The 14,694-nt window shown below is 55.6% G+C and carries 17 protein-coding genes; 11 read left to right on the top strand and 6 right to left on the bottom strand.

The window, feature by feature from the left end:
• Positions 1 to 52 precede the first annotated feature (52 nt).
• The gene (gene gltX / locus AC0V61_RS08400) at positions 53 to 1,387 is read left to right on the top strand and encodes a glutamate--tRNA ligase (protein ID WP_486156799.1); all 1,335 of its coding nucleotides are present in this window, start codon (positions 53 to 55) and stop codon (positions 1,385 to 1,387) included.
• A 729-nt stretch (positions 1,388 to 2,116) separates the two neighbouring features.
• On the opposite strand, the gene pyk is transcribed toward gltX, so the two are convergent.
• Complete coding sequence (pyk, locus tag AC0V61_RS08405; protein WP_486156800.1) at positions 2,117 to 3,799, bottom strand: pyruvate kinase; 1,683 nt, start codon at positions 3,797 to 3,799, stop codon at positions 2,117 to 2,119.
• Between the two features lie 79 nt (positions 3,800 to 3,878).
• Here pyk and AC0V61_RS08410 point away from each other — a divergent pair, with 79 nt between their 5' ends.
• Positions 3,879 to 4,190, top strand: a complete 312-nt coding sequence (locus tag AC0V61_RS08410; protein WP_486156801.1) for a DUF1244 domain-containing protein — start codon at positions 3,879 to 3,881, stop codon at positions 4,188 to 4,190.
• Between the two features lie 28 nt (positions 4,191 to 4,218).
• On the opposite strand, the gene AC0V61_RS08415 is transcribed toward AC0V61_RS08410, so the two are convergent.
• Positions 4,219 to 5,391, bottom strand: coding sequence for an adenylate/guanylate cyclase domain-containing protein (locus AC0V61_RS08415; protein ID WP_486156802.1), 1,173 nt, complete (start codon positions 5,389 to 5,391; stop codon positions 4,219 to 4,221).
• 209 nt (positions 5,392 to 5,600) lie between these two features.
• Between AC0V61_RS08415 and AC0V61_RS08420 the strand changes: the two genes are divergently transcribed.
• Both AC0V61_RS08420 and AC0V61_RS08425 read left to right on the top strand, forming a co-directional pair.
• Positions 5,601 to 5,837, top strand: coding sequence for a DUF2312 domain-containing protein (locus AC0V61_RS08420; RefSeq protein ID WP_223073326.1), 237 nt, complete (start codon positions 5,601 to 5,603; stop codon positions 5,835 to 5,837).
• Positions 5,838 to 5,910: 73 nt separating this feature from the next.
• Complete coding sequence (locus AC0V61_RS08425; RefSeq protein ID WP_486156803.1) at positions 5,911 to 6,258, top strand: heavy metal-binding domain-containing protein; 348 nt, start codon at positions 5,911 to 5,913, stop codon at positions 6,256 to 6,258.
• Between the two features lie 3 nt (positions 6,259 to 6,261).
• Here AC0V61_RS08425 and AC0V61_RS08430 read toward each other — a convergent pair whose 3' ends face one another.
• Together AC0V61_RS08430 and AC0V61_RS08435 are read right to left on the bottom strand one after the other, a co-directional pair.
• On the bottom strand, positions 6,262 to 6,978 hold the full coding sequence (locus AC0V61_RS08430; protein WP_486156804.1) for a CPBP family glutamic-type intramembrane protease: 717 nt from the start codon (positions 6,976 to 6,978) through the stop codon (positions 6,262 to 6,264).
• A 99-nt stretch (positions 6,979 to 7,077) separates the two neighbouring features.
• Complete coding sequence (locus AC0V61_RS08435; RefSeq protein WP_486156805.1) at positions 7,078 to 7,887, bottom strand: CPBP family glutamic-type intramembrane protease; 810 nt, start codon at positions 7,885 to 7,887, stop codon at positions 7,078 to 7,080.
• A 69-nt stretch (positions 7,888 to 7,956) separates the two neighbouring features.
• Between AC0V61_RS08435 and AC0V61_RS08440 the strand changes: the two genes are divergently transcribed.
• On the top strand, positions 7,957 to 8,703 hold the full coding sequence (locus tag AC0V61_RS08440) for a YebC/PmpR family DNA-binding transcriptional regulator (RefSeq protein ID WP_486156806.1): 747 nt from the start codon (positions 7,957 to 7,959) through the stop codon (positions 8,701 to 8,703).
• 103 nt (positions 8,704 to 8,806) lie between these two features.
• Positions 8,807 to 9,283: a crossover junction endodeoxyribonuclease RuvC gene (gene ruvC, locus AC0V61_RS08445; RefSeq protein WP_486156807.1), complete on the top strand. Its 477-nt coding sequence runs from the start codon at positions 8,807 to 8,809 to the stop codon at positions 9,281 to 9,283.
• A 2-nt stretch (positions 9,284 to 9,285) separates the two neighbouring features.
• Here the strand turns inward: ruvC and AC0V61_RS08450 are convergent, their stop codons facing one another.
• Positions 9,286 to 9,585 carry a hypothetical protein gene (locus AC0V61_RS08450; RefSeq protein ID WP_486156808.1) on the bottom strand — a complete coding sequence of 100 codons (300 nt, stop codon included), beginning with the start codon at positions 9,583 to 9,585 and terminating at the stop codon, positions 9,286 to 9,288.
• 174 nt (positions 9,586 to 9,759) lie between these two features.
• Here AC0V61_RS08450 and AC0V61_RS08455 point away from each other — a divergent pair, with 174 nt between their 5' ends.
• From AC0V61_RS08455 to AC0V61_RS08465, 3 genes are read left to right on the top strand one after another with little or no spacing between them, the layout of a single operon-like run.
• Complete coding sequence (locus AC0V61_RS08455; protein ID WP_486156809.1) at positions 9,760 to 10,110, top strand: ArsC family reductase; 351 nt, start codon at positions 9,760 to 9,762, stop codon at positions 10,108 to 10,110.
• On the top strand, positions 10,089 to 11,144 hold the full coding sequence (locus AC0V61_RS08460) for a glycerophosphodiester phosphodiesterase family protein (protein WP_486156810.1): 1,056 nt from the start codon (positions 10,089 to 10,091) through the stop codon (positions 11,142 to 11,144). Before AC0V61_RS08455 ends, AC0V61_RS08460 begins: the two co-directional genes overlap by 22 nt.
• Positions 11,131 to 11,571 (top strand): thiol-disulfide oxidoreductase DCC family protein, encoded by a 441-nt coding sequence (locus AC0V61_RS08465; protein WP_486156811.1) that lies wholly within the window; start codon positions 11,131 to 11,133, stop codon positions 11,569 to 11,571. The genes AC0V61_RS08460 and AC0V61_RS08465 overlap by 14 nt, the downstream gene beginning before the upstream one ends.
• Here AC0V61_RS08465 and ubiG read toward each other — a convergent pair.
• Positions 11,568 to 12,317 (bottom strand): bifunctional 2-polyprenyl-6-hydroxyphenol methylase/3-demethylubiquinol 3-O-methyltransferase UbiG, encoded by a 750-nt coding sequence (ubiG, locus tag AC0V61_RS08470; RefSeq protein WP_486156812.1) that lies wholly within the window; start codon positions 12,315 to 12,317, stop codon positions 11,568 to 11,570. The genes AC0V61_RS08465 and ubiG overlap by 4 nt on opposite strands.
• A 92-nt stretch (positions 12,318 to 12,409) precedes the next feature.
• On the opposite strand from ubiG, the gene AC0V61_RS08475 reads away from it, so the two are divergent.
• Entirely contained in the window at positions 12,410 to 13,663 is a 1,254-nt protein-coding gene (locus AC0V61_RS08475) for an aspartate kinase (protein WP_486156813.1), read from the top strand.
• A gap of 170 nt (positions 13,664 to 13,833) precedes the next feature.
• Complete coding sequence (locus AC0V61_RS08480; protein WP_486156814.1) at positions 13,834 to 14,571, top strand: helix-turn-helix domain-containing protein; 738 nt, start codon at positions 13,834 to 13,836, stop codon at positions 14,569 to 14,571.
• The last annotated feature ends 123 nt before the right edge of the window (positions 14,572 to 14,694 follow it).

Consider the following 14,694-nt stretch of genomic DNA (forward strand, 5'->3'; position numbering starts at 1 on the left):
TCTCTCCTTTTCCCGCTAGGACTGGAGCGGTTTTGGCGCTAGCGCAACTTTTATGACGACCACTACACGTTTTGCACCTTCGCCCACGGGCCGACTGCATGTTGGCAACATCCGCACAGCGCTTCACAACTGGATGCTCGCGCAATTGTCTGGCGGGGAATTCATCCTGCGTATCGATGACACCGACGCAGAGCGTTCCAAAGAGGAATATGTCGAGGCCATCCGCGCAGACCTCACATGGCTGGGCTTGGAATGGACCCGTGAAGAGCGGCAATCCACGCGCCTTGATGCCTATGAGGCTGCTTTTGACAAATTGCGCGACGCAGGCCGCATTTACCCGGCGTATGAAACACAGCAGGAATTAGAGCTTAAACGCAAAGTCCTTTTGGGGCGGGGGCTCCCGCCAATATATGACCGAGGTGCGCTGGAACTTTCCGACGAGGAGCGCGCCGCCAAAGAAGCGCAAGGCATTCAGCCTCACTGGCGCTTTAAGCTTGACCATGGTGAGCCCCTCGAGTGGGTTGATGGTGTGCGCGGGAAGACCAAGTTTGATCCGAAACTTTTGTCAGACCCTGTCATCCGCCGGGCAGATGGCTCATGGCTCTATATGCTTCCCTCAACGGTCGATGATGTGGACATGGGCGTGACCCAGGTATTGCGCGGCGAGGACCACGTGTCGAACACAGCCGTTCAAATTCAGATGTTTACCGCCATGGGCGCGGCTGCTCCTGACTTTGCGCATGAGGCTTTGCTGGTCGGAAAAGAGGGTAAGCTGTCTAAACGCTTGGGCTCCCTTGGCTGCGACACCTTTCGCGAAAAGGGGATTGAACCGAGCGCGATTATCGCTCTGCTCTCGCGCCTTGGCACTTCGCTTCCGGTGGAACCAATTGCGGACCGCGCCAAGCTTCTTGAGACCTTTGACCTCAGCACATTCGGGCGCGCGCCTGCGAAGTTCGATGATGCGGACTTGGAGCGGGTTAACACAGCGATTGTTCATGCAATGCCTTATGAGGCGGTCAAACCTCGCCTGCCCGAAGGCATGGACGAGGCAGGATGGCACGCAGTTCAACCCAATATCTCGACTGTGGACGAGGTTGCACAATGGTGGCGTCTGGTAACCGGGCCAATCGAGCAACCAGAGTTCCCAGATGAGGACAAAGAGTACCTCAAGCAGGCCGCTGCAACCCTAGAATGGAGCGATGATCCTTGGGGCGCGCTGACTTCTGCACTGAAAGAGGCAACCGGACGCAAGGGCAAACAGTTGTTCTTGCCGCTTCGCTTGGCGCTAACAGGTATGAACCATGGCCCTGATATGGGCGAACTCTTGCCACTTATTGGCGAACCCGAAACAAAGGCACGGCTTGCTAAAGCGGCGGGTCAGTCTTAAACGCTTCTAGTATTGGTAAATTTTACATTTACTGGTGTCGCAAAAACTTCCGATCAATGTGGATTGAGCCTCGAGAGTATTGGGGCAAAAGTTGATCGGGCACTCGGGGACTAAACCATGAATTTTCTGACTTTCACTTATTTGACCGCAATTCTTGCGTCTTCTGCACCTGCACAAGATGAAGCTGTGCAAGATGTGCCTGCGGCAGCACCAGAGCCTGTCGCAATGCCAGATCCGATGCCAGCCCCCGCCCCGATGCCTCTGCCTGTTCAAACGAAGAAGACTGCGAACGCTGTGCTCCCGGCTAACACCGAAGTGCTGCTCAAGATGAACCAGGAAATCACCACTAAGGGCAAGACCTGGTCTGAAGGCGACACATTTGCGCTGAGCGTTGTGCACGATGTTATGATTGGTGATTATGTTGTGATCCCTGCAGGCGCCAAGGCGACCGGCCGCATCACCTGGCTCACCAACAAAGGCATGTTCGGCAAATCCGGCAAGATGGATGTCGAGATGGAATATGTAACCGTCAATGGTCGCCGTATCGATCTTGAAGGCACCTATCGCCAAGAGGGTGAGGGCAACACGGTTGCCACGGTTGCCGGCGTTGTGGCTGTGCCGATTGCTGGTCTCTTCATCACAGGCCGCAGCGGCACGATTCCGCAAGGCCGTGAAATGATGGCAATGACCCAAGCGGATGTGGAACTCGCCATTCCGGCAAGCGAAGTCTCACGAACGGTTGCGCCGCTTGAGCCAACCGCGGTTGTCGCGCCTGAACCAATGCCAGTGGAAGAAGCGCCTGAGGCTGATCTGAGCGAAGAAGCCGTCGAGGCGGATGTCGATGACGCTGTTGAAACGGCTGAAGAAGCAGTTGAAGGCTAAGCGTCTGAAACGTTTGGAGCGTGTGGGGGTGGGTAACCTACCCCCGTGCTTCTTCAATTCGTCCCCTGCTAGCGTTACGACGTGGAGCACATTGGTGCTCCCCGGAGTTCCAAACGGAACGCCCGCCAGAACGATCTGCTTGGAGCCTGCCTCGCCAAGCCCGTGGCGCAAAGCCATGCGTTTGCCTTTGGCGATCATTTCCTCAAAACTCCCGATATCCTTTGTCACGACAGCATGCGCGCCCCAGAGAAGAGCGACGCGGCGCGCTGTTTTCGTGCTTGGAGTAAGCACCAAGATGGGGGTGCCAGGCCGCTCCCGGCTTACACGGCGCGCGGTTGAACCGCTCATGGTGAAAACCGTGATTGCGGTAATGGGAACTGTTTCTGCAATGGTCATGCAAGAGTGTGCGAGCGCGTCGGAGGTCGTCGAATCGGGTTTCGTCGCGAGCAAGCGAACCCGCTCCTTATACCCCTCTTCGCGTTCAACCTGACGCGCAATAGAGTTCATCATGGCAACCGATTCCTCGGGCCAGTCGCCAGCAGCACTCTCCGCAGACAACATGACAGCATCCGCCCCGTCATAGACCGCGTTGGCAACATCAGAGACCTCGGCGCGGGTCGGTATCGGGCTTTCGATCATGCTTTCGAGCATCTGCGTTGCCACGATAACGGGTTTACCAGCACGCCGCGTTGCGTTCACAATCTTCTTTTGAAGAGGTGGCACTTCGAACGGCTCAAGCTCAACACCAAGATCGCCGCGCGCAACCATAATGCCGTCAGCCATATCGATGATCTCTGACAAGCGATTGACCGCCATCGGCTTTTCGATTTTTGCAAGAAGGGCGGTGCTTGTGCCTTTATGTTCAGCAATAAGCTTGCGCGCCTCGGCCATATCCTCTGGTCGCTGCACAAAAGAGAGCGCGATCCAATCTGCGCCGTGCTGAACAGCAAAGGCAAGGTCTTTGCGGTCTTTTTGTGTGAGAGCGGGAATGGGCACTTCGGCGTCAGGTACATTCACGCCCTTGCGATCAGAGATCACGCCGCCAACTTCGGCCGAACAAAAAATGCGGTTCTCGTCAGCCTCTTTCACCACCAGCTTGATCTTGCCATCGTTGATGAGGAGCCGCTGACCACGTTCCATAATCCCGAACAGTTCAGGGTGGGGCAAGCACACGCGTGTCTCATCGCCAAGCGTGGGATCACGGTCTAGCGTGAAGTGGCCGGAATGACGGATAACCGCGCGCCCGTCCTTAAACTCACCAACCCGCAGCTTTGGCCCCTGAAGGTCGGCAAGGATTGCGATGGGCCGCCCAAATTCCTTTTCCATCGCGCGGATTGCCCGGATTGCGCTTTCATGATCTGTGTGATTTCCATGGCTCATATTGACCCGGAATGCATCAGCACCAGCCTTGAACAGCTTGCGCAGCATATCGGGCGAGCGGCTAGCCGGGCCGATAGTCGCCAAGATCTTGACCTTGCGTCCGCGTGGATCGATTTTGGGATCGATCCGCATTGTGTCCCGTTTTGTCATGGCCTTTTTGATCCCATAGCCCTTTGCATCGGTTTGCTTGCTATGACACAGCCATATTGCAACTCAAGGAAAAGCCTGAATGAATACGAACTCATCTGTCGACCTTGCCCAACTTGACGATGCTGTAGCAGCAGCCGCCTTTCGGCGTCTCGTGAGCCATCTCCAACACCGCCACGATGCGCAGAACATTGAGCTTATGGGGCTTGCCGGTTTTTGTCGCAATTGTCTGGCGGATTGGATTCGCGATGCAGGCTTTGAAGGCGATAAGGCGCAGGCTCGCGAGCTCATTCACGCAATGCCGATGGATGAGTGGAAGGCGACGCGCCAGAAGCCTGCAACCCAAGAACAGCTCGCGGCAATGGAGGCGAGCATCGCGAAAAACAAAGGCTGAGTGGGTCGTCAGTCGGGGTGAATAAAGCCTAGGCGTCCTCGCCTGCGCTTTCGAGGCGGTAAAGTTCAACTTCGCCGTATCTTTTGGGCAAAAGCACGCGCCCAACAGAGATGAAAGAGCACTCGGTGCAATTGTCCATAAGGAGAGCTGCTGCAAAACTCTCTGTGCAATAGACGCCGCCAACTGGCGTGACCGGCTCAATGCGCGCCGTGCGGTTGACTTCGCCGCCGTACCACAGGCGATTGCCTGTGATCCGGTCCGTACCCACCCAAATCGGGCCATAATGCACGCCTATCCGCATGCCTGCGACCGCACCCGAAGGAACGAGCCCGCGCGGAATATCCTCAAGTGCATCCTGCAAAGCGAGGGCTATTGCGGCGGCTTTGCGAGGCTCGTCGACAATCGCATAAACGGCATCGCCCCAAGTGTTGCGGAATTCCACATGGTCACCATATTCGTGCAGCACCTGAGCGATGCGCCCCATGATGAGGTGCATAAACTCAGGCAGTTCGCGCTCACCAAGCCTTGAAAACCCCTTATAATCGGCAAAGATAATCGAGCGGATTTCGCGCTTTGTCCCATCTCCGATCTTGGCGCGTTTGGGGAAGCGCAAATTGCGCGGCACATTGCCCGCAGGGATAGTGACCGTCTTGCGCCCCAAATCCTGCCAAAGCTTCATATCCGCCTTGGTTCCGGCAATGCCTGTGGCAGAAAAGCTTGCAAATTCGTTGGACACAACCGCGATCTGAAACGCTTCACACTTTCGCTTTTCTGAGCGAAGAAGCGCCAATCCCATCGCGTAAAGCGTGTTGTAGGCGAATTGATTATCATCGCCGACATAATCGCTCGGCGTTGCAAAGCTGATCGATTTGGCAGCGTTACGGCAGGCGTAATACCTCTCTGCCCAATCGTGCCCGCCAGAGGTTACGCTTTCATCGATAAAATCCTCTTCGGCAAAGGGCAGCACCACGTTGAGCTCTGCGCCGCGTTTCAGGATCTCTTCTGCGATCACGATATCTGCCCCGCATGCAAGCGGGCCGTAGGCGACTGTTACCTGAAGCTCATCCAAGTGGTTGCTGATCCGCTGGGCTAAAGAGATCTCGGCTTCGCTGCCAGCGTTAAACATATGACCGCAAAAGACAGCAACATTACCCGTTGCATCGGTTTCACTGGGCACAGCTTCCAATTGCTCAGGGGTCATAGCCGCCCCCAGCTTGCGCTTGCGTTCATAATGACCACTGGCGTTTCCCCCACTGCCGTGTCCTCCGATCGTGATCCTACAATATCATGGGGCACACGCAAGCTGTGGCTAGACCGGTGGAGAAAGGCACACACAAAAGCTGCAAGCCGTGCAAGCTCCTGTTAGAGCGCTGCCAAGATTTTAAACCGATTCTTTTGGAAGGACCGACCTTGGCCGAAGCCACCGATGACCGCCTGCGTTTGTTGATCGAGCGTATTGAACGCCTTGAAGAAGAAAAGAAGGGCATCGCTGATGATATTCGCGATGTATACGCTGAGGCGAAGGCTGTTGGTTATGACACCAAGATCATGCGCCAGATTATCAAACTGCGCAAAATGAAACCGGACGAACGCTCTGAGCAGGATATGGTGCTCGAGACCTATAAATCTGCGCTCGGCATGATGTGATCTTGCGATCCTGGCATTGAAACTTCCCAAAAGTGTCTTATTTAAATAACACACTCAAACAGGGAGAATATCAATGGCAGGACCATGGAAAGACGCGCGCGGTGTACTGGTGACCACTACACCAACGGTGGAAGGGCACCCGATCCAGGAATATTGCGGCATAGTCGTGGGTGAGGTGATCGTTGGCGCGAACCTCTTCCGCGATATGTTCGCCAATATTCGCGATATCGTTGGTGGGCGCTCGGGCAGTTATGAGCGTATCCTCAAGGAAGCGCGCGATGAAGCAATTGCTGAGCTTCAGGCAGAAGCAGCGAGCAAGGGAGCGAATGCTGTTGTGGCCATCGACCTCGATTATGAGGTGGTTGGAGATACAGGTTCCATGCTCATGGTCAGCGCTAGCGGGACGGCTGTGCGGCTTTAGCCATCAGCCAAGCCCAAAACTCGCATAATCCAACCCGGCCCAAACGCCATTGTAAAGGGCATGATGTAGCATGGCAGCGCGAAGGCCTAGACGCGTGCGGGTGTATGCAAGGAACATCCCTCCTACGATGAGAGGGAGTAGCACAATCACGCCCAAGGGATGTGAAAGCGGCTCGTAATTGCCGATGTGCGAAATTCCGAAAAGAACCGCGCTGCCCCAAACAAACCAGCGATAGTGGCGTGTGAAAAACTCAGGCACCGCCACATCGTGGTCGCGCCTTGCTCGCCATTGAATATAGCCCAGGAATGCGATCAATAGCCCCAAGAGCGAAACGTATGGGGCGATTGCTCCCAGCCAAACGTATTGCGGCAAAAAGACAAAGGCGAGGGCCAAGAAACCAATCGCGCCAAATCTCAAAGCTGCGATACGGCCGGAAAGCCAGCCGCGAAACACAGCTTCTTCGATGACCGGCGCGAGAATGATCAGGCTAAAAAGATCGAAGATCGGATTGACTTCGAAATCGATAGCATCGGGGACTATTCCAGTGCCTTCATCAACGAAATCAACTGCAATCTGGACGAGGAAATCAATGCAGAAGTCTAATGCGAAGACGGCCAGAAGCGCGATTACTGACGCGCGGCCCCATAGGTGACGATACGCGTAAGGCGAGGGCGAGAGGATAAATTGCACTGCGTCTGCCAAGCGCTCGCGCACTGGCATATGGCCCAAGTCTATAGCCGCCGCCCAGCGACCCGTCGGATCGACTGGCTTTTCTGCATCTGAAATTGAGCCTCTCCCCCGGACTATACAGCGTCAGTCCTACAATTGTCCTGCCAAGGCGGCTAGTCCAAGAGCTGTGGCATTATGCGCCGCGTGGAGCAGGATGGCAGCCCAGAGCGCAAATCGGACGCGGATGTAGCCCAGCATCGAGCCAAGGATGAATTGTGGCAGGACAAGCGGGAGCAACACGGCGAGCGATCCCTCTTCGAAGTTCGCTAAGTGGACCAGCGCAAAGGCCAGCGTTGAGAACCAGAAGAAAAATGGGAATGTTCTTGAGAACCACCCCATCACAGGCCTCTTCCATAATAAGAAGAGCGCGAGAAGTGCGCAAATGAGGCCTACCAAGCCGACCAACGCGCCTCCTGCCGTAGTGAAGGCGTGAAGCAGAGCAGCCCCTATAGCTCCAAGACCAAGAACAAGCATTGCTACAACAGCTCCTGGCCTACCTGAAAGCCATCCGCGAAACGCAAGTTCTTCCATGACCGGCGCCACGATCACGACCATCAAAATTATGGGAAGGGTAAATTCCATCCCCGCAAGCGCCGTTTCAGGGATGTAAACGCCAGCTGCGACAAGAGCGCTTGCAAGGCCGATCAGCGCCACCATCGCCAACATATCGAGCGCGTAAATTCGGGCAAGGACGCGAAACACACCCTCGTTTTGCAAGCTGACATCGAGATTGGGTCGTTTCAGGAAAGCGCCAAAACGCTTCCATTCCTCAACGATGCTTGCCGCTGGACCTGCGTTCGCAGCGGTCATGTCACCTTCAGCAAAGGTGGCCTTGATGCCGCCTTCTGAAATTGGGCCCGAGTTGGGGCCAGATAATGGGGTTGTCGTCATGTCGCTCATAGGGCTAATGCCAATTCTCTAATTCACGCTTAAGCGTTTAAACGAAACACTTCGCGCAAAAGAGTTATCATGGCAGGCCATTCCAAATTTAAGAACATCATGCATCGCAAAGGTGCACAGGACAAGAAACGCTCAAACCTGTTTTCCAAACTGAGCCGCGAGATCACGGTCGCTGCCAAAATGGGCACGCCGGACCCTGATATGAACCCGCGCCTGCGTTTGGCGGTCAACACGGCCAAAGGCCAGTCGATGCCCAAGGACAACATCCAGCGTGCAATTGACAAAGCAGCCGCAGCGGATGGTGAGAACTATGAAGAGGTTCGCTACGAAGGGTATGGTCCAGGCGGTAGCGCCATCATCGTTGAGACGCTCACCGACAACCGCAACCGCACCGCAACCGCTGTGCGCACGGCGTTTTCTAAAAATGGCGGCAATCTGGGCACAGAGGGTTCAGTTGCGCACGGTTTTGAACGTGTCGGCCTGATCGAATATGCAGTTGAGGCTGGCGATGAGGACACCGTTCTTGAAGCCGCGATGGAAGCAGGTGCCCAAGACATCGAATCGAGCGAAGACGGCCACACGATTTGGACCGCAGCCGATGAACTTCATGGGGTTTCATCCGAACTCGAAAAGGCCCTTGGCGAAGCGAAGGAAGTGAAGCTTGCATGGAAGCCCAACCTGACTGTCGACATGGATGAGAAAGGCGCAGGCACCCTTCTTAAGCTTATCGATGTGCTTGAGGACGATGACGATGTGCAAACTGTGTGGGGCAATTACGCGATCAGCGATGAAGTGATGGATAAGCTTGACGCTTGAAAAAGCTAGAGCTCGTCTTTCTCACCTCACTGTTGGCTGCATTCGCGCTTGCGATTGCGTGGCGGCTTGGTTGGATGGTCGGGCTTTAGGTGGATTATCAGGCATGATTATCCTTGGACTGGACCCATCGCTCTCTTGCACCGGTTGGGGCCTTGTGCGCTCCGAAGGATCGCGCCTTGCGCACATTGCCAACGGCCAAATCAAGACGACCCCCAAGGCGCCAATGCCCGAGCGTTTGGCGCTACTCTATACCGAGATTGCCAAGGTCATAGCCGCGCATTCCCCCGACCGGGCGGCCTGCGAGGAGGTTTTTGTGAACGAGAACCCGCAATCGACACTTAAACTTTCACAGGCCCGAGGAAGCGTGCTTGCCGCCTGCGGGACTGCTGCGCTTCATGTGAACGAACACGCTGCGCGGTTGGTCAAGAAAGCCGTGGTGGGAACAGGGGGCGCGGACAAGGCTCAAGTCGCCGCCATGGTCAAGGTTCTGCTTCCCGGTGTTTCTATCGCCGGGTCAGATGCTGCAGATGCACTGGCAGTCGCAATTGCCGATGCGCATCTGGGCAGCCATCCGCGATAAGATCAAACGCCGGTGGACTGAAACTCGGTGTCGTCCTCATCATCCTCAAACAATACGTCTGATTTGGCGATGAACGCGGTGGTCCAAGCGCCGATTACCAGCGCTAGCACAAAGTAAACCGGTGCACTCGTGCCAGCGATTTGTTCGCCATCAGCGCTGCGACCAGCACCCGGTTCAGCGCCAGCAGAGGTATAGACTTGTGAGTTATCGCCTGCACGCGTGCCAGCAGATGCGGAAACAGGTGCCAGGGCGAGCGCAATGCTGCCAGCTGCCAGAGCAAATTTTGAAAGCGATTTTGTCATTGTCTTCCCTATAAGGCCCCGTTTTTGGGATTGATGGTGCACTAGGCAAAAATACTAAAGACGGGGTTAAGCTTGATCTTTGTTGGCAAGAGAAGACGCGGCACTCTGGGCATGTGGCCTGCGTTGCGATAAGGCGCGGCCAAGCGATATCTATCACAGGGAATAACGCGCGGTATGACGCTTCAATTTTACGGCATCCCCAATTGTGACACCGTCAAAAAGGCGCGGAAGTGGCTTGAGGCAAACGGGTTTGACTACACATTCCACGACTACAAAAAAGAAGGCGCAGACGAGGGCAAGGTGACCTCGTGGATTGCCGACAAAGGTGTCGACACCGTGCTGAACAAGCGCGGCACAACTTTCCGTAAGCTTAGTGATGAAGAGAAAGCCAGCGCGGCCGATAGTCATAAGGCGGTCATGCTTCTCGTTCAGCACCCCTCCATGATCAAACGGCCAGTGGTAGAGCACGAAAATGGCATCCTCGTGGGTTTCAAGGAAGATGAATGGTCCGCAAATTTGTTGTAAGCGCTTGGCTTGCGCTGCTTTTGGCACCTGTTCCCGCGATGGCTAACAGCGACCCACTCCTAATCGCGCACCGCGGTGCTAGCGGTGATCGGCCTGAGCACACTCTGGCTGCCTATGAGCTCGCCATTGAACAGGGCGCGGACTATGTGGAGCCAGACCTTGTGGTCACAAAGGACCTTGAGCTTGTCTCTCGTCATGAAAATGAGCTTTCCGGGACCACCGATGTCGCAAACCGGGAGGAGTTTGATCACCTTCGCCGCGAAAAAACCATCGACGGCAGACGCGTAGCCGGTTGGTTTGCTGAAGACTTTACTCTCGCCGAATTGCGCACGCTTCGTGCCAAAGAGCGCGTGCCTTCCAGCCGCCCCGCCAATGTGCGCTACAATGGTTTGTACCAGGTTCCCACCTTCGAAGAGATCGTCAAACTCGTCCGGGCCAAAGAGGCTGAGACTGGTCGGCGCATCGGCCTCTATCCAGAGCTCAAGCACCCCAACTTCATGCTCGAGGTTGAAGGGATCGATATGGTCGATCTCGTGCTGCGCGAGCTGCGCGATCTGGGAATTAACCCTGAAGATCCGATTTTCATCCAGTGCTTTGAAGTGGGTACTTTGCGCCGCCTTAATCAACGTAGTGACTACAAGCTCGTTCAACTCATTGCGCCTGAGGGTGGCCCGGTCGATGAGGCAGATATGCGTTATGCTGAGATGATCTCGCCAAGTGGCCTCAAAGAGGTTGCATCCTATGCAGACGGAATTGGCCCGTGGCTTGGTCATGTCTTGGACCCGCAAACCATGGCAGCGACTTCGCTTGTGGCGAATGCTCAGGCCGCAGGGCTTAAGGTCCATCCTTGGACATTGCGCAAGGAAAATGGCTTTTTGCCCGCCGCGCTTCAGAACGAAGGCGGTCCCTCTGCTGACGGTAAATGGGAAATGCTTTGGAAGGCTGCTATTGCGACCGGTGCTGACGGCTTCTTTACTGACAATGTGAAAGAGTTTGCAGCGCTCGTGGAGCAAGAGGATCATGCTCAAGACTGACGCATTCGACCAATTGCCGCGCGACAAGCCAATCATCGTGTTTGACGGCGTATGCGTGCTGTGCACAGCGAACGCGCGCTTTGTTCTTAAAAATGATCATGAAGGTCATTTCCGTATGGCAGCAATGCAAGACGATGCCGGGGCGTCGATCATGCGTCACGCGGGGCTGGATCCAAAAGACCCTGCAAGCTTCATTCTATTGGACCCGCCAAGCGAGGGAGGCCGCGTTTGGATGAACAGCGATGCCGTCTTGCATATGTGGTCAAAGCTTGGCTGGCCGTGGAAGGCGGGGGTGATCTTCCGGTTGGTCCCGCACCTTTTGCGTGATCGCGTATACAAGATGATCGCGCGCAATCGCTATAGGTGGTTTGGCAAGCTTGAGGAATGCTGGGTGCCGAGCGCTGAGCAGGCCTCTCGTATTCTTTAAGGCTTTGCCCGGGCGCTCAAAATATAATTGAGCGCCTCATCCTCAGACAGGTGCAGCCCTTTTCCCGGCCGCCATGCAATGCCCCGGCGCTCGATGACTTCAAGCCCAACCTCGTTCAGCAGCCCTTCGAGCTCTTCGGGAGTGACAAAATCCTCCCAATGGTGCGTCCCCTTGGGGACATACCCCACCGCCTCTGCTGCACCGACCAGCAGCAAGCGCGAAGCTGGCGTGCGATTGGGAGTGGAGAGCACTAGCAGACCGCCAGGGGCAAGGCGCGCTGCGACATCGTTGAGAAAGGCGCGCTTGTCTGCCACGTGTTCCACCACCTCAAGGCTGGTGACAAGGTCAAAGGTGCCAATATCGAGCCCGGCCACCTCGCCCATCATATAGCGAATATCGAGCCCGCCCGCGTCTGCGTGAGCGCTGGCTGCTTGGACATTGTCACCTGCTGCATCGACCCCGGTCACTTCGGCGCCAAGGCGTGCAAGAGGCTCGCACACAAGACCGGCACCGCATCCAATATCAAGCGCGGTTTTGCCAGCCAGCGGCTTAATCGCGCGAGCATCGGTCCCAAAATGGGCATCCACAGCCTGACGAATAAAGCCAAGCCGAACCGGGTTTACCTGATGCAAGCTCGCCATTTTGCCCTTGGGGTTCCACCAGTCTTTGGCAAGATCAGAAAAGAATGCAGCCTCTTCAGGACGGATTGTTACGTTAGCATCGCTTTGTGTGTTTGCGTTTCCCATAATCACCCGTTAGCAGCGCGGGCGACACATAACTAGCAGGATCACACAAGCGGGAGCTATCGGCTTTGGCCACGCAGAAGCAAAGAGTTGTCATGAAGTTTGGCGGGACCTCGATGGCGGGGACCGAGCGGATTCGCCGCGTCGCCAATATCGTGCGCGCGCAGGCCCAAAACAGCGAAGTTGGCGTCGTCGTCAGCGCCATGGCAGGCGAGACAGATCGCCTCGTGAATTTCTGCCGCGAAGCCAATGCCCTTTATGACCCGGCTGAGTATGATGTGGTTGTCTCTAGCGGAGAACAGGTCACCAGCGGATTGCTTGCGCTCACCTTACAATCGCTAGGCTGCAAAGCGCGCAGCTGGCTCGGTTGGCAAATGCCAGTGAAAACGGTTGAGGCACACTCCAAGGCGCGCATTTCCACTATCGATGCGCCTGAGATGGTTGCAAGTATGGAAGAGGGCGAGATCGCGGTATGCCCCGGTTTCCAAGGCATTTCGGATGAAGGCCGGGTGACAACGCTTGGGCGCGGCGGCTCTGATACCTCTGCAGTCGCGGTCGCGGCGGCGGTTAAAGCAGACCGCTGCGATATCTACACCGATGTGGACGGCGTCTACACCACCGATCCGCGCATCGTTGCCAAAGCGCGCAAGCAAAAGGCGGTCACTTACGAAGAGATGCTCGAACTGGCATCCGTTGGCGCAAAGGTGCTGCAAACGCGTTCAGTGGGACTTGCGATGAAAGAAGGCGTGCGCATCCAGGTGCTCTCAAGTTTTGTGGGCGATGATGCGGTGCCTGCTGATGAACTGCCTGGCACTTTGATTGTGTCGGATGAAGAAATGGAACTCATGGTCGAAAGGGGCGAAATGGAACGCCAACTTGTTACCGGGATCGCTCACGACAAGAATGAAGCGAAAGTCACGCTGACCCGGGTGCCCGATAAACCGGGCGCTGTGGCGGATATCTTCACTCCGCTGGCGAACGCATCAATCAATGTCGACATGATCATCCAGAACGTTGGCCGTGATAAAGGCGAGACCGATGTGACCTTCACCGTACCCGGCGCCGATTTGGCACGGGCCGAAGCGATGCTTGAAGACAAGCGCGAGCAAATCGGTTTTAACCGCATCATTGCGGACACAAAGGTTGCAAAGATCAGCGTTGTGGGTGTCGGCATGAAAAGCCATGCCGGTGTTGCCAGCACGATGTTTAGCGCTTTGTCAGACCGGGGTATCAACATCCTCGCGATCACGACATCTGAGATCAAGGTGAGCGTATTGATCGACGAAGATGAGACCGAGCTTGCAGTGAGGGTGCTTCATACCGCTTACGGGCTTGATGCAGAGGACTAAGTCTATCCTGGGGCCTTTTTCCGGACAATGTGTCGGAGATTGGAATAGGCACTGTGTTAGGCAACGGTTTGCCGAAAACAGGCGCATCTCATCGCAATTAACCCTGTTCGCTAACCCGGCCTTAGCGATTGTAACCGGTAACAGAGGCTCTCACTCAGGAGCCTTACCTCATGGCGTTGAAAGCCCATCTCGAACAAGCAGCTTCCTCTAACGGTGTTAGTGTCGATGGCAGGCGTCATTCGCGCCGTACCTTAAGGCTCCACACAAGCGGTGTTTCACAAAGCGGCGCACCGGCGAATGTGACGATCCACAATCTATCCGCTGTTGGTCTTTTGATCGAAACACAGCTTCAGTTGGTTCCGGGTGATCGGCTTGCGATCGGGCTTCCTGACGTCGGTGCTGTCGATGCTGAGATCGTTTGGGTGAGTGAACAGCTTTATGGTTGTGCGTTTGAGCAGGCGCTGAGCGATGGGGCGCTCGCTGCCAGCCAATTGCAATCGGCACCCACTTCGGCCCAACCCCAGCCGGAAATGCAGCCCCAGCCAGAGACAGAGCCCCACTCAGATATAAAGGCACAGACGCCGTCCGCGTTTCAAAAGCTCTCAGCAGGTGCAAAACTGGGGCCGCAACTCAACCGGCTGCGCCGTGAACGCTCCCTCACGCTTGAACAAGTTGCCAATGCTCTTGGCGTGAGCAAGCCAACGGTTTGGGCATGGGAGAAGGGCAAGGCGAAGCCACTGCCTGAACGCATTGAGGCGATCGCCAAGGTTTTGGGCGTGGAGGCGCGCGAGCTAACTGAAATCGGCCCACAGAGCGATACGCAAAACCTCGTAGAGGAATGTCGCTTACGTATCGCTTCGGAGTATCGAATCAGTCCGGAAAATGTTCGTATCATGATCGAAGTCTGAGGCATTGGGATCACGGTGCTGAAGCTTAGCAAATGCACCAAATCCGCCATTTTATGGTAAACGAAAACAACAATGATTCGTTTTTTAGTTCAGTTACTTAACGTTCACTAACGACCGGGTTTA

The organism is Erythrobacter sp. JB1-4 (genome assembly GCF_057365025.1).

What these genes read in the sequence shown, in the direction of transcription:
- gltX (WP_486156799.1), top strand. Translation starts at nt 53, where the DNA reads ATGACGACCACTACACGTTTTGCACCTTCGCCCACGGGCCGACTGCAT.
- pyk (WP_486156800.1), bottom strand. Translation starts at nt 3,799, where the DNA reads ATGACAAAACGGGACACAATGCGGATCGATCCCAAAATCGATCCACGC.
- AC0V61_RS08410 (WP_486156801.1), top strand. Translation starts at nt 3,879, where the DNA reads ATGAATACGAACTCATCTGTCGACCTTGCCCAACTTGACGATGCTGTA.
- AC0V61_RS08415 (WP_486156802.1), bottom strand. Translation starts at nt 5,391, where the DNA reads ATGACCCCTGAGCAATTGGAAGCTGTGCCCAGTGAAACCGATGCAACG.
- AC0V61_RS08425 (WP_486156803.1), top strand. Translation starts at nt 5,911, where the DNA reads ATGGCAGGACCATGGAAAGACGCGCGCGGTGTACTGGTGACCACTACA.
- AC0V61_RS08430 (WP_486156804.1), bottom strand. Translation starts at nt 6,978, where the DNA reads ATGCCAGTGCGCGAGCGCTTGGCAGACGCAGTGCAATTTATCCTCTCG.
- AC0V61_RS08435 (WP_486156805.1), bottom strand. Translation starts at nt 7,887, where the DNA reads ATGAGCGACATGACGACAACCCCATTATCTGGCCCCAACTCGGGCCCA.
- AC0V61_RS08440 (WP_486156806.1), top strand. Translation starts at nt 7,957, where the DNA reads ATGGCAGGCCATTCCAAATTTAAGAACATCATGCATCGCAAAGGTGCA.
- ruvC (WP_486156807.1), top strand. Translation starts at nt 8,807, where the DNA reads ATGATTATCCTTGGACTGGACCCATCGCTCTCTTGCACCGGTTGGGGC.
- AC0V61_RS08450 (WP_486156808.1), bottom strand. Translation starts at nt 9,585, where the DNA reads ATGACAAAATCGCTTTCAAAATTTGCTCTGGCAGCTGGCAGCATTGCG.
- AC0V61_RS08455 (WP_486156809.1), top strand. Translation starts at nt 9,760, where the DNA reads ATGACGCTTCAATTTTACGGCATCCCCAATTGTGACACCGTCAAAAAG.
- AC0V61_RS08460 (WP_486156810.1), top strand. Translation starts at nt 10,089, where the DNA reads ATGGTCCGCAAATTTGTTGTAAGCGCTTGGCTTGCGCTGCTTTTGGCA.
- AC0V61_RS08465 (WP_486156811.1), top strand. Translation starts at nt 11,131, where the DNA reads ATGCTCAAGACTGACGCATTCGACCAATTGCCGCGCGACAAGCCAATC.
- ubiG (WP_486156812.1), bottom strand. Translation starts at nt 12,317, where the DNA reads ATGGGAAACGCAAACACACAAAGCGATGCTAACGTAACAATCCGTCCT.
- AC0V61_RS08475 (WP_486156813.1), top strand. Translation starts at nt 12,410, where the DNA reads ATGAAGTTTGGCGGGACCTCGATGGCGGGGACCGAGCGGATTCGCCGC.
- AC0V61_RS08480 (WP_486156814.1), top strand. Translation starts at nt 13,834, where the DNA reads ATGGCGTTGAAAGCCCATCTCGAACAAGCAGCTTCCTCTAACGGTGTT.